The sequence below is a fragment of the Lysobacterales bacterium genome, assembly GCA_016703225.1.
Lineage (GTDB): Bacteria > Pseudomonadota > Gammaproteobacteria > Xanthomonadales > Ahniellaceae > JADKHK01.
Window position 1 is genome coordinate 910109 of the sequence record JADJCM010000001.1, and the last position, 16095, is coordinate 926203.

The following is a 16095-nucleotide window of genomic DNA, read 5'->3' on the forward strand; positions in this document are numbered from 1 at the left end:
GGGCGCAGCCGCGGGCGAGGCGTGACGGCTCGTGCATAATCGGGGATGAACCCGAGGAATCACCCCACGATGACCTGGACCGCAATCGACTGGAACGAACTGTGGCGGCAAACCTTGATGCCCGCAGGGCTGCGCCTTCTCGCAGCCATCATGATCTGGGTGGTAGGCGGCTGGGTGATCCGCGGCATGCTCGCGGCACTCGGGCGCGCGATGCAGGCGCAACCGGTCGACGCAACGCTTGCGCGCTATGCGCAGTCGTTTGCGCGGGTGGCACTCAAGATCGCGCTGTTCCTCGGCATCCTCGGCTTCCTCGGCGTCGAGACGACGAGCTTCGCGGCACTGATGGCCGCCGGCGGCGTCGCCATCGGCGTCGCCTGGTCCGGCCTGCTCGCGAACTTCGCCGCCGGCGTGTTCCTGGTGGTACTGCGTCCGTTCAAGGTCGGTGATTTGATCCTGGTCTCCGCGGTCACCGGCACGGTGCGCGAGATCGGCCTGTTCGGCACCACGCTCGACACGCCGGATGGCGCGCGCGTGCTGATCGGCAACAACCGCGTGTTCTCGGACAACATCGTCAACTACAGCGTGAACCCGACGCGGCGCGTCGACCTGGTCTGCCAGGTCGGGCACGGCGTCGATGTGGAACAGGTGATTGCGACACTGCGCGAGCGCGTCGGTGCACTGCCGCAGGTTCGGCCGCAGCCGGCATTGCTGGTGGAACTGATCGACTACACGCCGACCGGCATCAGCGTGGCGGTGCGTCCGCACTGCGCCAACACCGACTACTGGCCGCTGTTCTACGCCGGCAACCGCGCCATCGCCGAACTGGTCCAGGAGCAGGGCTGGCCGGCACCCGAAACCCGCACCGCGACGCGCCAGCTCGCGCCCTGAGCGCAGTCAACCGCGAGCGCGCGCGCACGTTGTACAGAAGCTTCAAGCTCGGAGTCCGCATGCGCATCCTCGCCCTGGCGTTCGCTCTTCTGCCCGCGCTGGCGGCGCACGCCGCACCGTCGCGCTTCGCTGCCATCGACGCCAGCGTCGAGGCGATGTTGGCGGCACACCAGCTCCCTGGCGCCGTGCTGATCCTGGCCCAGGACGGCGCCATCGTGCATCAGCGCGCCTATGGCAGCTACGTACTCGATACCCGCGTGCCGATCGCGTCCGCCACCAAGTGGATGTCGGCGGCGCTGGTCGCACGGCTCGTGGACCAGGGCCGACTGCATTGGGACGACACGCTGGCGAGCCACGTGCCCGAGGTGCCCACCGACAAGGCGAACCTCACCCTGCGCCAGCTGTTCTCGATGACCTCCGCGATTCCCGGCGGCGACATCCGCAATCCATCGCCCTGCGTGGCCGATCGCGGCACCACACTGGCCGCTTGTGCCGCCGAGATCCTGCAATTGCCGCTGACCGCCACGCCGGGCACGGTGATGGACTACGGTGGCAACGCCATGCAGGTCGCCGGTCATCTGGTCGAGCGCGCCACCGGCGAACGCTGGAGCGAACTGTTCCGGCGCGAGGTCGCTGCACCGCTCGGCCTCGGCAACACGCACTACTGGTACTTCGCGGGCATCGACACGTCGAACCCGCGCATCGCCGGCGGCATGTACTCGACCGCTGGCGACTACATGAAGCTGCTGCTGATGTGGCAGGCGCACGGCAAGGCGGCGGGCCGGCGCCTGCTGGACTCGGCCACGCTCACCGAGATGGACCGCGACCAGACCGTGGGCACGCGCGTGCTCTCCTCGCCGCTGCCGGGCGCGGGCTATGGCATCGGCCACTGGGTCGAGGCCAAGGACGCGCAGGGCCACAGCACGCTAGTGAGCAGTCCGGGCGCGTTCGGCTTCACGCCCTGGCTGGATCTGCGCCGCGACATCGCCGGCGTGCTGCTCGTGTACGGCGACTTCAGCACCCAGCGCGCCGATACCACGCGCCTGATCCAGCAGGTATCGACCCTGCTGGACCGCGACACCGCCCTCGTCCCCTTTGCCGACTTCGGCGGCATCTGGTGGCGCCCGCAGGAATCAGGCAGCGGCTTCACCCTGGTACAGCGCGCCGATCACCAGCTCACCGGCACTTTCTACACCTTCGACGACGATGGCACGCCGCTGTGGCTGACCTTCGCCGGCGGCGCCTGGCAGTCGAGCACGCGCTGGCGCGGGCCGCTGTATCGCACCCGCTACGGCGGCAGCGGCGCGCTCAGCAACGGCGTCGATCCCGGCGCGATCACGACCGCTCCGTTCGGCGAACTGCAGTTCGACTTCGCCGACGCCAATCACGCCACCCTTGAACTCGTGTTCCCCGCGGCGACGCGGCACATCGCGATCGAGCGCTTTCCGTTCTGAGCGCAGCGCCGCGGTCAGCCGCGCGCGGGATACGCCAGCTTGTTGCCGGTCACCGTGATGTGGCCGAGCTGCGCGAGCTGATCGAGCAGCGCGTCGGCTTCGGCTTCGCTCGGCGCCGGCTTGAACCAGGCCTGCAGCGACGAGCGCAGTGCCTTGCGCGTGCCGGGACGCGCCGCCTTCAGGCCATCGAGTCGCTCCAGCACTTCCTTCAGTCGCGTCGGCGTCGGGTTCGCGGTGGCGCGCGGCGTCTTCGTCGCGGCCTCCTTCGCAGCAGCGGGTTTCGGCGTCGGCTTCTCGCTCGCCCTGGCCATCGTGGCCCCCGGCTTCGCGGGCGTCTTGGTCACCGCGGAACCGCTGATCGCTGCCACGCGCCGGCAGGCGATGCCCATGCCGATGACATGCTTGACCAGCGGATCAAAGCCGGTGTCGCGCGAGACGATGGTGAAGGCCGCAGTCGGATGCGCCATCGACAGCCGCCCGATGTAGAACGCGATGTGGAAGTCGAGCGCGTCCTTGCCGTTGCCGACGATCTGGATGTACTCGGCATGGCTGCCGAACTGCTGCAACGCCTGCACCAGCGCGAAGTCCACCTTCTTCTGGTGCTCGCCGGCAAACAGCTTGATGTGGCAGTCACCGGGCTTGAGCGAGCCCAAACTGCTGGGCTGCACGTTTTCGAAATCGACCAGAATGAACTCCTGAGTCACAACCTGCTCCTGTCGGCAAACGGCGAGCGCAGTCTAACCCCGGCGTCACCTGCACCGACGACCCCGTCCGTCTGGGCCTGGTCGAGAACGGCTGATGGCCGCGGCGGGTGGAGTCACAACCCGTCTCGAAGCCATCACCGAAGATCTGGATGGTGATGAATGGCGTGTCGATGACGGGGGTGGGCAGCGTGCGCTGCGTGGTGGTGCCGTCGCCGAGCTGGCCGTGGTTGTTGTAGCCCCAGCACAACAGCGCCGTGCCGTAACGCTGGGCGCAGGTGTGGCCGTAGCCAGCGGCGATCCCGATCGCGTCGTCCAGGCCCGACACGGCAACCGGCGATGGACGATTCACGGTGGTGCCGTCGCCGAGCTGGCCGTTGCCGTTGGCGCCCCAGCAGCGCGCCGTGGAGTCGGCCAGGCGCACGCAGGCGTGCTGCTCGCCGGCGCTGAGCTGCGTGGCACCGCTGATGCCACCGACCGTGACCGGTATCAGGCTGGGCGTGGTGCTGCCATCGCCGAGCTGGCCCGCCCCATTCCCGCCCAAGCACTGCACGCTGCCGTCGTTGAGCCGCGCGCAGGTATGGAACCAGCCGACCGAGACTTCGGCCACGTTGGCCAGGCCCGCGGCGAGCGCCGGCAGGCTGCGATGCGTGGCGGTGCCATCGCCGAGCTGGCCGTTGGCGTTGTAGCCCCAGCACTGCACGCTGCCGTCGAACAGGCGCGCGCAGGTGTGGAACACGCCGGCTGCGATCTGCGTCACGCCGCCAAGCCCGCTGACTGTGACCGGCACGTTGCTCCAAGAGGTGCTGCCGTTGCCGAGCTGGCCGTAGTCGTTGCGACCCTAGCAGCGCACGGTGCCGTCGTTGAGACGCGCGCAGCTGTGATAGTGCCCGGCCGCGAGTTCGACGATGGTGCCAAGCGCCGACACCGCAACCGGCGTGGGGCGCATCGCCCAGCTGGCGTCGCCAAGCTGACCCGCCGAATTGGCACCCCAGCAGGCTGCGCTGCCATCCACCAGCCGCGCACAGGAGTGGTACAGCCCGATCGCCACTTCCTCGACGGTGTTGAGTCCGGAAACCGCAACCGCCGTCGGTTGCTGCAGACCGCTGCCATCGCCGAGCTGGCCCTCGGCATTGCGCCCCCAACAGCGGGCGCTGCCATCGAGCACGCGCGCACACGTGTGGAACGCGCCACCACCCACCGCGCCGGCACCAGTGGCGTGTGGCGCATCCGGTTCAGGCCAAGAGTTCGCCTGCACGCTGACGGCGCCCAGTGCAAAGGCCAACAGCAGTCGCGGACGCAGCAGGAATCGTTTCATCGGGAAGTCTCCAGTCGAGTTCATTGCCCACCCAGCGCCTGTTCGGCGCCGGGGACGTTGAGCGGGGGCGGGGTGGTTTCGAAGCCGTCGAGGAACAGGCCGATGCCGAGGATGGGGTCCTGGTCGGTGGCGCTGTCGTTGGCGGTTTCGAGTGCGGTGATGCCGGCGGGTGCGGTGACGTGGGCGGTGTTGGTGACGAAGGCGCCGACGCTGCCATCGACTTCGGCGTGGACGTCGAAGCGCAGGTACTGGCCGACGCCGAGGCTGATCGCCTGGTTGAGGTGACCGGTGCCGGTGTCGGTGATCGGGCAGGTCGCGGTCGAGAGTGCCGGGATGCACTGCCAGGAACCGTTGATCAACGTCGCCGGCAGCGGGTCGCTGAGCGTGGCGCCGGCGACCGGGTTCGGTCCGGCGTTGGCGACGACGATGGCGTAGCGGATGGTCTCGCCATCGATCAGGCCGACGCGATGGTTGGTCTTCGCGATCTGCAGGTCCGCGCCGGGCACGACGGTGATGGCGAAGGACTGCGGTGTCGAGGTGTCGTCGCCGCCGTTCGCGGTGCCGCCGTTGTCGCGCACGCGCAGCGTGACCGTGGCGCTGCCGCCGATGCCGCTGAGCGTGTAGTTCAGCGTGCCGTCGTTGGCCAGATCGACCGCGCCACCGGCGAGCACGCCGTCGGAGTCGCTGATGCTGTCGATCAGGAAGTCATCGACCGCCTGGCTCGTGTCCTCGTTCGCGGGACCGAAGTCCACGCTGGCGAAGCCGGGCACGCTCTGCGCGCCGCTGGTCGCGGCCGCATGCGTCGCGAGCGTGCCGAGTGTCAGCGTCGGCGCGTCGTTCACCGCGTTCACGGTCACATCGAAACTGCGCTGCGACGACCCGCCGGCCGGATCGCCGATGTTCAAGGTCACCGTCACCACGCCGTTCTGCTGCGCCAGCGGCGCGAAGGTCAGCACGCGCTCGTCGTCGTTCGATCCGGCCGTGACCACCGGATGCGGCAACACGCCGACATCGCTCGAAGCCGCCGTCACCACCAGCGTGGCCGCGGCCGATTCCAGGTCGGACACCTGGAGGGTGACGCTGGCCGAACCCGAGTCCTCCAGCACCGACTGATCCGCCACCGCCGCGATCACCGGCGCATCGTTCGCGAAGCTCGCCGTGACACTCAGGTTCGCGGTGACGTTCGTGTCGGTGCGCGGATTGTCGGTGCTGCCATCGCTCCACTGCACGAAGTGGTAACCGGCATCGGGGATGGCAGTCACCGCCGCGGCATCACCCCCATGCACCACCGACTGCGCCCCGCCCCGCCAATCGACCCATTCAGCCCCGCGGCGTAGCTCAGCGTGTGGAAGGTGAGGAACGGCGAGCCGAGGACGGTTTGCGGGGTGGGGTAGTAGCCTGCTTCGCCATTGCCGAGCTGGCCGTGAAAATTGCCGCCCCAGCAGCGCATCGTGCCATCGGTGATGCGGGCGCAGGTGTGTCCCCAGCCCGCCGAGATCTCCATGACGTTGGCGAGCCCGCTGACCGCCACCGGCGTGGTGCTGTTCGTGGTCGTGCCGTTGCCGAGCTGGCCGTCGCTGTTGCGGCCCCAGCAGCGCAGCATGCCATCCGTCAGCCGCGCGCAGGTGTGGGCGCCGCCCGCCGCGATCTCCGCGACGTTGGAAAACGCGCTGACCGCCGCTGGCGTGGTGCTGTTGGTGGTCGTGCCGTTTCCCAGCTGGCCTTCGCTGTTGCGGCCCCAGCAGCGCGTCGTGCCATCCGTCAGCAGTGCGCAGTTGTGGAGCCGCCCGCCACGATCCCCGCAACGCTGGCGAGCCCGCGCCCCCCCCCCCCCGGGGGGCGTTTTTTTGGCCGCGGCCGTGGCGGGCGGCGGGGCGGCGTTGCCGGCCCCGCAGCGCGCCCCACCCCCGCCGGGCGGGGGCGCGGGGGGGGGGGGGGGCGCCCGCGGCCCCCGGGCCCCCGGGCCGTCCGCCCACGGGCCGGGGGGGGGCGGCGGCCGGGCGCGGGGGGGGGGGGCGGTGGTTGTGTTTGGGGGGGGGGCCCCCGGCCCCCCCCCCGGCCGGCGCCGGGGGGGGGGCGGGGGGGGGGGCCCCCCGCCCGCCCGGGTTAGGGGCCCCCGGCCGCCGGGGGGGGGGGCGGGGGGGGGGGGGGCGCCCCCCCGGGGGGGGTCCCCGGGGGGCACCCCGGGGGCGCGCGGGCCCCGCCCCGGGGGGGGGGGGGGGGGGGGGGGGGGGGGCGCCGGCGGGGCCGGGGGGGGCGGGCGGCGCCCCCGGGCGGGGGGGGGGCGGGGGGGGGGGGGGGGCGGGCGGGGCGGGGTTGTCGTTGGGGCTGGGGGGGGGGGGGGGGGCCGGGGGGCGGGGGGGGGGGGGGGGGGTTGGGGGGGCGATCTCCGCAACGTTGGCGAGCCCGCTGACCGCCACCGGCGTGGTGCTGTTGGTGGTCGTGCCGTTGCCGAGTTGGCCGTTGCCGTTGTAGCCCCAGCAGCGCACCGTGCCATCCGCCAGCCGCGCGCAGGTGTGGTTGCCGCGCGCCGCGATCTCCGTGACATTGGCCAGTCCGCTGACCGCCACCGGCGTGGTGCTGTCCGTGGTCGTGCCGTTGCCGAGTTGGCCGTAGCCGTTGTAGCCCCAGCAGCGCACCGTGCCATCCGTCAGCCGCGCGCAGGTGTGGGCGCCGCCCGCCGCGATCTCCGCGACGTTGGAAAACGCGCTGACCGCCGCTGGCGTGGTGCTGTTGGTGGTCGTGCCGTTTCCCAGCTGGCCGCTCCAGTTGGCACCCCAGCAGCGCGTCGTGCCATCCGTCAGCCGCACGCAGGTGTGGTAGCCGCCCGCCGCGATCTGCGCAACGTTGGCGAGCCCGCTGACCGCCACCGGCGTAGGGCTGTCCGTGGTTGTGCCGTTGCCGATTTGGCCGGCGTCGTTGCGGCCCCAGCAGCGCACCGTGCCATCCGTCAGCCGCGCGCAGGTGTGGAAGTACCCGGCCGCGATCTCCGCAACGTTGGCGAGCCCGCTGACCGCAACCGGCGTGGTGCTCTGCGTGGTGGTGCCGTTGCCGATCTGGCCATAGTTGTTCCAACCCCAGCAGTGCAGGGTGCCACCCGTAACCCGCGCGCAGGTGTGCTCGCCACCGCACAGCAATCTCCACGGCGTTGGCGAGCCCGCTGCCGCCACCGGTGTGGTGCTGTTCGTGGTCGTGCCGTTGCCGAGTTGGCCGTTGCCGTTGTAGCCCCAGCAGCGCACCGTGCCATCGGTCACCCGTGCGCAGGTGTGATAGCCACCCGCGGCGATCTCCGCGACGTTGGCCAGCCCACTGGCCGCCACCGGCGTGCTGCTCTGCGTGGTCGTGCCGTTGCCGAGTTGGCCTGAGCCGTTGTGGCCCCAGCAGCGTACCGTGCCATCCGTCAGCCGCGCGCAGGTATGTTGGCCACCCAACGCGATCTCCGCGACATTGCCGAGTCCGCCGACCGCCACCGGCGTGGTGCTGCTCGTGGTCGTGCCGTCGCCGAGCTGGCCGTAATCGTTGTAGCCCCAGCAGCGCGCCGAACCATCCGTCAGCCGCGCGCAGGTGTGGTGGCCACCCGCATCGATCTCCGCGACGTTGGCGAGCCCGCTGACCGCCACCGGCGTGTTGCTATCCGTGGTCGTGCCGTTGCCGAGTTGGCCTTCGCTGTTGCGGCCCCAGCAGCGCACCGTGCCATCCATCAGCCGCGCGCAGGTGTGGAAGTTCCCGGCCGCGATTTCCGCGACATTGCTGAGTCCGCTGACCACCACTGGCATGGTGCTGCTCACGGGCGTGCCGTTGCCGAGCTGGCCTTCGTAGTTGCGGCCCCAGCAGCGCAGCGTGCCATCCGTCAGCCGCGCGCAGGTATGGTTGTACCCGGCCGCGATCTGCGCGACAGCACTGAGCCCGCCGACATCGACCGCCATGGCACTGCTCGTGATGGTGCCGTTGCCGAGCTGGCCTTCGCCGTTTCGTCCCCAGCACTTCACGGTTCCGGCGTCGGTGATGGCACAGGTGTGCGACCCGCCCGCCGCCAGAGCCGCCCCGCCCTGCGCCAATGCCGTCCCCGCGGCCAGCCATCCGAGCAGCAGCGTGCCGGCGAGCAGCAGCAGATGCGGGCGGGGGTGCGAGCGGCGGGTGGCGATCATGGCTGGCTCCATCGAAGGTGCGGGGTGGGTGGCGTCACTGCGCGCAGGTGTTGTCGCCCATGTGGTCGGCGAAGATCAGGTCGCTGCCTTCGCCGACCACGGCGACGGCGCCGCGGTCGCTGTCTTCGATGCGACTGAACGATCCGGCGAGCAGCACCTTGCCGGTGCCGGCGCTGCGCACCGTGCGAATCAGACTGTCGGCGCTGACCGCCCAACCCGGATCGACCAGACCGGCGGCACTGATGCGCGCGGCTTGCAGCGAGCGACCGAAGCAGCCGACGCTACCCAGTGTCCCGACCACATACAGGCGCCCGGCCGCGTCGCGCTCAAGGCCGTACACGCGGTTCTGCGTGCCCGCGGGCAGCGGTGCCCAACTGGCATCGAGCGCGCCGGTGCCGAGGTCGAATCGCGCCAGGCCGTTGCGCGCGCTGCCGGCGATGGTCGAGAAGTCGCCGCCGACGTAGAGCAGGTTTGCGCCCGCATCGATCATCAGCACGCGCACCGCACCGTTCGGGTTCGGCAGCCAGGAGGCATCGACCGCGCCGGTGCCGGAGATCGGCATGCGCACCAGGTTGCCGGTGGACAGCGGTGCCGGCAGCGCGAACGAGCCGCCGACGTAGTAGTGCGTGCCGCTCAGCTCGGAGGCGTAAGTGTTGATCGCGGTCGGCAGGTCGGGCGTCCAGCTGACGTCGACCAGACCATCGGACGGCCGGAAGCGACGCGCGGCCACGGCACCCCCGGCGTTCCACTTGCCGGCGACGTACAGCCAGGACTGCGCCGCGTCGAAGCGTGGCGGCGCCGCGTAGGACGTGAGGCTGGTGGTCGCCGGGTAGATCGTCGCCGGCGAACCGAGCAGGCTGCCGTTACTCGGCGCCAGGCGTCGATGCAACTGCACGGAGGTGGCTGCGGAGCCGGCGTTGATCACGTAGTGGCCGGCATCGGTCAGGGCCACGCCCTTCACGCCCTGCGGCGCGGTCATGCCGGTGCTGGTGTCGGGCTGATAGAGCGGATCCAGCGCGTTTGCGGCGTCGATCCGCAGCAATCCCGCGCGCGCCAATCCGCCGGCACGATCGAACGCGCCATGCAGCAGGATGCCGCTGCCCTCGACCACCGAGCCGAGCGCGAAGCCGGTGGAGTCGATGGCAATGTTCGGGAAGCCGGCCACCGCGGCGCCGGTCGCGCTCAGCCCGGCGACCACGCGATCGCCGCCTGTCCGATTCCAGGTGCCGACCGCGAAGCGCGTGGCATCCCAGAGGTGGATGATGCTCCCGCGACCTCCAGGACTGAGTCCGCCCCATCCGGTATCGACGCTGCCATCGGCCAGGATGCGCGCGATGCCTGCAGGCGTCGGGTGCCCGTTGATCGCGGTGAAGTCGCCGCTGATGAGGGCACCGTTGTCGCTGGTCGGCGCGATCGACAGCACCTGCGCGGTGGCTTCCGGCTCGAAGGCAAAGGTCCACGAGACGATGCGCGTGTTCGTGGTCGAACTAAAGCGCGCCAACGCATCGACTCCATAGCCCGCCAGCAGCACGTCGCCATTGCTCGCGATCTCCAGATCCATGCCACCCTGGAAGGCGCCGGAGAGCGGCGGGTTCCAGCTGGCATCGATGGCGCCGGTGGCTCCGCTGAGCTTGTACAGCGGCTGCGTACCGATGTCGGTACCGACGATGACATCGCCACTCGGCAGCAGACGCATGAAGTCGACGAAGCTCTCGAACGGGATCGCGCGCTCCCACAGCACCACGCCCGGATTCGCCAGCGCGCGCTTGCGCACATAGCTGGGCGGCGTGGCGCTGCCACCCTGCAGCTCGTAGAGGAAGCCATCGCGCACCGCGATCGCGGTAACCAGCGTTCCCTGCGACAGCGGATGGAAGCTGGTGTCCAGGCTGAAATCCGCGAGCGAGAAGCGCGCCAGACCGGAGATCGGGTTGCCATCGACCGCCGCGAAGTAACCGGAGACGTAGAGGTAGCTGCCGTCGTGGGCCAGACTCTCGGCGTCGGAAGAAAGGTAAGGACGGAACGCGGTGTCGAGGCTCCCATCCGGCAGCAGCCGCAGCAGCGACTTCACCGCGAGGTCATTGGCCCAGCGCAGGTTGCCCGCGAGCACCAGCGAGCCATCCGGCAGGCTCAGCGCCTCGAATGGCATCGCCGGGTCACGCAGGGAGAGGTCGCCCTCGGCCAGCACCGGCGGGTGGTTGAACTCCGCCGCGAAGCAGGGCAGCGCGGTCAGCGCCAGTGCGGCGATCATTGCCAGTCGTGGATCCATGGTCCGACTCCGTTGTGGGTTTCGATTGGAGAGCCGCTTAGGCACACCCTCACCGCCCCGGATCGACGAAGGGAACGGTGATGCGGTTGGCGCCGTCCTCGAAGCCGTCCAGGAACAAGCCATCGATCAGGACGCGGTCGCTGTCGGTATCGCTGTTGTCGGCGGGCGCGAGTTCGGCGAGACCGGCGGGGGCCGTGACGGTGGCGGTGTTGATCAGCATGCGGTCGATCGCGGTCGGCGCCACCGTGGCCAGCAGCGAGTAGCGCAGCACGCCGCCGGATTGCAGGTTCACCAGTTCGTCGATCGAGCCGGTGCCGGTGGTTGCCGCGCAACTGGAACGCAAGATCGCGGTGCAGGTCCATGCAGCACCGATCAGCTCCGCCGGGATCGTGTCCTGCACGCGCGCGCCGACGACATCGTTCGGGCCGGCGTTGGCGACGTAGATGTCGTACAGCACGCTCTCGCCGGGCATGAACGTGGTGCGCCCGTTCGACTTGCTGATCTGCAGGTCAACACCGCTGCCGACGCTGATCGAGAACGCCACCGGGCTCGAGGTCGGCTGGCCACCATAGGCATTGCCGCCGTTGTCGGTGGCGCGGATCTCGAAGCTGGCGCTGCCGCCGTTGCCGCTGAGCGTGTACGAGAGCGTGCCATCGACCGCGACGCTGATCGCGCTGACCACACCGTTCGGGTCGGAGACCTGGACCGCGCTGTAGCCGAGGATGAACTGTGCCGCTTCGTCCGCCGGCCCGACACTGAGCGATTGGATGAAGCCCGGCACCGTGCGAAGCCCGCTGGCGCCAGCGGGCTCGGTGCGATCGCCACTGGTGGCAAAGGTCGGCGCGTCGTTGACCGCGCGGATCGTGACCTGGAACGAGCGCTCTTGCGTCAACCCGCCCTCGTCGGTCACCAGCACGCTCACTGGGACCGGCCCGCCATTGCCATTCGCGACCGGCGTCAGCACCAGTTCGCGCTGCGCCGGATTGGCGACGGTGTTGACGATCGGATGCAGCAGCAGGGCCGGTTGCGCGGAGCTCGCGGTCACTGCCAGTGCAACGGGCGCAGACTCGGCATCACCGATATCGAGCAGCACAGTTGCGCCACCGTCCTCGTTCAGCACCACATCGGCGATGCTGGCCAAGGTCGGCACGGTGTTGTTCCATTGCGCGTACAGGGTTGAGTTGTTCGCAGGCATGGCGAACGTGGCCCCCGGCGCATAGGCCGTGCCCGAACCGTTGGCGGCGCTGTTCCAATGCACGAAGGCATGACCCGCACGCGTCGGCGCCGCGGGCACCGTCACCGTACTGGCGTAATCCTGCGTGATCGACGACACGGCACTGCCGCCCTGGCTATCAAAACTCACCGTGAACTGGCTGATCGCAAACTGCGCGGTGACCGTGAGATCGGCGGTGACGTTGGTGTCGGTGCGTGGATTGGCCGTGCTGGCGTCGCTCCATTGCACGAAGTGGTAGCCGGTGTCGGCAACCGCCGTGACCGACGTGCCATCGCTGCCGTGGTTCACCGTCTGCGGCGAGGTGCCGCTGATCGAACCATTGGCGCCGGCGGTGTAGGTCAGCGTGTAGGTGTTGATCGCGAACTGCGCGGTGACCGTGAGATCGGCGGTGACGTTGGTGTCGGTGCGCGGGTTCGCAGTGCTGCCATCACTCCATTGCACGAAGTGGTAGCCGGTGTCGGCAACCGCGCTGACCGAACTGCCATCGCTGCCGTGGTTCACCGTCTGCGGCGAGGTGCCGCTGATCGAACCATTGGCGCCGGCGGTGTAGGTCAGCGTGTAGGTGTTGATCGCGAACTGCGCGGTGACCGTGAGATCGGCGGTGACGTTGATGTCGGTGCGTGGATTCGCGGTACTGGCATCGCTCCATTGCACGAAGTGGTAGCCGGTGTCAGCAACGGCAGTGACGGCGGTGCCGTCCGACCCGTGGTTCACGGTCTGCGGCGAGGTGCCGCTGATCGAACCACTGGTACCTGCGGTGTAGGTCAGCGTATAGGTGTTGATCGCGAACTGCGCGGTGACGTTGATGTTGGTCGTCACGTTGGTGTCGGTGCGTGGATTGGCCGTGCTGGCGTCGCTCCATTGCACGAAGTGGTAGCCGGTGTCAGCAACGGCAGTGACGGCGGTGCCGTCCGACCCGTGGTTCACGGTCTGCGGCGAGGTGCCGCTGATCGAACCACTGGTACCTGCGGTGTAGGTCAGCGTATAGGTGTTGATCGCGAACTGCGCGGTGACGTTGATGTTGGTCGTCACGTTGGTGTCGGTGCGCGGATTGGCCGTGCTGGCGTCGCTCCATTGCACGAAGTGGTAGCCGGTGTCGGCGACGGCTGTGACGGCACTGCCATCGCTGCCGTGGTTCACGATCTGCGGCGAAGTGCCGCTGATCGAACCATTGGCGCCTGCGCCATAGGTCAGCGTGTAGGTGTTGATCGCGAACTGCGCGGTGACCGTGACATCGGCGGTGACGTTGGTGTCGGTGCGCGGGTTCGCGGTACTGGCATCGCTCCACTGCACGAAGTGGTAGCCGGAGTCGGCGACGGCTGTGACGGCACTGCCATCGCTGCCGTGGTTGACCGTCTGCGGCGAGGTGCCGCTGATCGAACCATTGGCGCCGGCGCCGTAGGTCAACGTGTAGGTGTTGATCGCGAACTGCGCGGTGACCGTGACATCGGCCGTCACGTTGGTGTCGGTACGCGGGTTCGCGGTACTGGCATCGCTCCACTGCACGAAGTGGTAGCCGGGGTCCGCAACCGCGGTGACGGCGGTGCCGTCCGACCCGTGGTTCACGGTCTGCGGCGAAGTGCCGGCGATGCTGCCGTTGCTGCCGGCGCTGTAGGTCAGGGTGCGAAAGGTGATGAAGGGAGAGCCCGCAACGTCCACCGGAGTGGTGTGGAACTCGGCGCCGCCGTCGCCCAGTTGCCCCTCCAGGTTGCGGCCCCAGCATCGGGCCGTGCCATCGCTGAGCAGGGCGCAGGTATGGTAGGCACCGGCGGTCAGCGCCGTGACGTTGGCCAGACCCGGCACGGTGGTTGCGGTCAAGCGTTGGGTCGTGGTCCCGTCGCCGAGTTGCCCGTAGTCGTTCAGGCCCCAGCATTGCACCGTTCCGTCATTGATCAGCGCGCAGGTGTGAAAGCCGCCCGCGGCGACGGCCGCGACGTTGGCGAGCCCAGGCACCACCACCGGCGTGGTTCGATTGACCAGGCTGCCATCGCCGACTTGGCCGTTGCCGTTGTTGCCCCAGCAACGCACGCTGCCATCGCCGATGCGTGCGCAGGTGTGCTGGTAGCCGGCGGTGATCTGAGTGGCGCCCGAGAGACCAACCACCGGAGCGGGCGTCCGTTGAGTCGTCGTGGTGCCAGTGCCGATCTGTCCGGCATCATTGTTGCCCCAACAGCGCATCGCGCCCCCGCCGACCAGAGCACAGGCGTGGTAGGCGCCGGCGGTCAGTGCCGTTGCGCCGCTCAGTCCGGCGACGGCCACGGGGGTCGGTTGTGTGACGCTCGAGCCATTGCCCAACTGGCCGCCGACGTTGTAGCCCCAGCAACGCCCGGCTCCGCCGCTGATCAGGGCGCAGGTGAACCGCAGGCCGGCGGCCACCTCAATCACCGAGCCGAGCGATGCCACCGCGACCGGGCTGGGCCGCTGCACGAAGCTGCCGTCGCCGATCTGGCCATCGCTGTTGCTGCCCCAGCAGCGCACCGTGCCGTCGCTGACGCGTGCGCAACTGTGCGAGCCGCCGCCCTCGATCTCGGCCGCGATGCCAAGGCCGGATACCGTGGTGGGCGTCAGCCGCTGTGCCAGCGTGCCGTCGCCGATCTGGCCATTGCCGTTGCTTCCCCAGCACTGCCCGGCGCCGCCGGCGTCGCGCGCACAGGTATGCAGCCAGCCCGCTTCCAATTCTGCAACGTTGGCCAGACCGGGCACGACCGTTGGGGAGAGCGCCGGGTTGGGTCTCCCGTCGCCAAGTTGTCCGTAGTCGTTGCGGCCCCAGCAGCGCACCGTGCCATCCGTCAGCCGCGCGCAGGTGTGGGAGTACCCCGCCGCGATCTCCGCGACGTTGCCGAGCCCGCTGACCGCCACCGGCGAGGTGCTGTTCGTGGTCGTGCCGTTGCCGAGTTGGCCGAAGCTGTTGTAGCCCCAGCAGCGCACCGTGCCATCCGTCAGCCGCGCGCAGGTGTGGTGGCCACCCGACGCGATCTCCGCGACGTTGGCGAGCCCGCTGACCGCCACCGGCGTGGTGCTGTTCGTGGTCGTGCCGTTGCCGAGCTGGCCGAAGCTGTTGTAGCCCCAGCAGCGCACCGTGCCATCCGTCAGCCGCGCGCAGGTGTGGTGACCGCCGGCCGAGATCTCCGCGACGTTGGCGAGCCCGCTGACCGCCACCGGCGTGGTGCTCTGCGTGGTCGTGCCGTTGCCGAGCTGGCCTGAGCCGTTGTGGCCCCAGCAGCGCACCGTGCCATCCGTCAGCCTCGCGCACGTGTGGTGGTACCCGGCCGCGATCTCCGCGACGTTGGCGAGCCCGCTGACCGCCACCGGCGTGGGGCTCTGTGTGGTCGTGCCGTTGCCGAGTTGGCCGTAGGAGTTGCGGCCCCAGCAGCGCACCTTGCCATCCGTCAGCCGCGCGCAGGTGTGGGAGTAGCCCGCCGCGATCTCCGCGACATCGGCGAGCCCGCTGACCGCCACCGGTGTGGTGCTGTTCGTGGTCGTGCCGTCGCCGAGTTGGCCCTGGACGTTATGGCCCCAACAGCGCACCGTGCCATCCGCCAGACGCGCGCAGGTGTGGGCGGCTCCGGCCGCGATCTGCGCGACGGCGCCGAGCCCGCCGACATCGACCGCCAGGGCGCTGTTCGTGGTGGTGCCGTTGCCTAACTGGCCGTTGCCGTTGACGCCCCAGCACTTCACGGTTCCGGCGTCGGTGATGGCACAGGTGTGTTGTTCGCCCGCCGTCAGCGCGCCGGATTGGGCCAGGGCCTGGGTGGTCGCGGTCAGGGCGAACAGCACGGCGCAGAGGGACAACAACGCGCGCGCGACGGGCGGTTTGGGCATGGCGGTCTCGCTGGAGAGTGGGAAGACCGTGGCCGCGGGCCGACCCCTCCGTCGACACGGGGGAGCCATTCCTGGCGAGTGCTGGTTGCGTCGGAGGTCGGCACAGCGGCACGGCCCAAGCTTTGTGCCGCGCTCCGCCTGCAGGCGCTACTGAAGTTTTCGGATGGATTCTGAAAATTCTGAAAGTGAAGGAAGGTCAATGACTTGCCGAACCGTTGCCAATCCAGGGCAGGCCGCCACCGGCCTTGACCACGTTTTCTTCAC

At 69.6% G+C, this 16095-nt stretch carries 8 protein-coding genes; 2 read left to right on the forward strand and 6 right to left on the reverse strand.

Annotated features, from left to right (window positions below):
* The first annotated feature begins 69 nt into the window (after positions 1-69).
* Together IPG63_04020 and IPG63_04025 are read left to right on the forward strand one after the other, a co-directional pair.
* Positions 70-888 (forward strand): mechanosensitive ion channel family protein, encoded by an 819-nt coding sequence (locus tag IPG63_04020; protein MBK6726418.1) that lies wholly within the window; start codon positions 70-72, stop codon positions 886-888.
* A gap of 59 nt (positions 889-947) precedes the next feature.
* Complete coding sequence (locus tag IPG63_04025) at positions 948-2342, forward strand: beta-lactamase family protein (protein MBK6726419.1); 1395 nt, start codon at positions 948-950, stop codon at positions 2340-2342.
* Between the two features lie 14 nt (positions 2343-2356).
* Here IPG63_04025 and IPG63_04030 read toward each other — a convergent pair whose 3' ends face one another.
* From IPG63_04030 to IPG63_04055, 6 genes are read right to left on the reverse strand one after another with little or no spacing between them, the layout of a single operon-like run.
* Complete coding sequence (locus IPG63_04030; GenBank protein MBK6726420.1) at positions 2357-3010, reverse strand: hypothetical protein; 654 nt, start codon at positions 3008-3010, stop codon at positions 2357-2359.
* Complete coding sequence (locus IPG63_04035; GenBank protein MBK6726421.1) at positions 2973-3833, reverse strand: hypothetical protein; 861 nt, start codon at positions 3831-3833, stop codon at positions 2973-2975. Before IPG63_04035 ends, IPG63_04030 begins: the two co-directional genes overlap by 38 nt.
* Before the next feature lie 51 nt (positions 3834-3884).
* Positions 3885-4361 (reverse strand): hypothetical protein, encoded by a 477-nt coding sequence (locus IPG63_04040; protein MBK6726422.1) that lies wholly within the window; start codon positions 4359-4361, stop codon positions 3885-3887.
* A 20-nt stretch (positions 4362-4381) separates the two neighbouring features.
* Positions 4382-8509 (reverse strand): hypothetical protein, encoded by a 4128-nt coding sequence (locus IPG63_04045; protein MBK6726423.1) that lies wholly within the window; start codon positions 8507-8509, stop codon positions 4382-4384.
* Positions 8510-8543: 34 nt separating this feature from the next.
* Positions 8544-10775 (reverse strand): hypothetical protein, encoded by a 2232-nt coding sequence (locus tag IPG63_04050; protein ID MBK6726424.1) that lies wholly within the window; start codon positions 10773-10775, stop codon positions 8544-8546.
* 49 nt (positions 10776-10824) lie between these two features.
* Positions 10825-15831 (reverse strand): InlB B-repeat-containing protein, encoded by a 5007-nt coding sequence (locus IPG63_04055; GenBank protein ID MBK6726425.1) that lies wholly within the window; start codon positions 15829-15831, stop codon positions 10825-10827.
* Between the last annotated feature and the right edge of the window lie 264 nt (positions 15832-16095).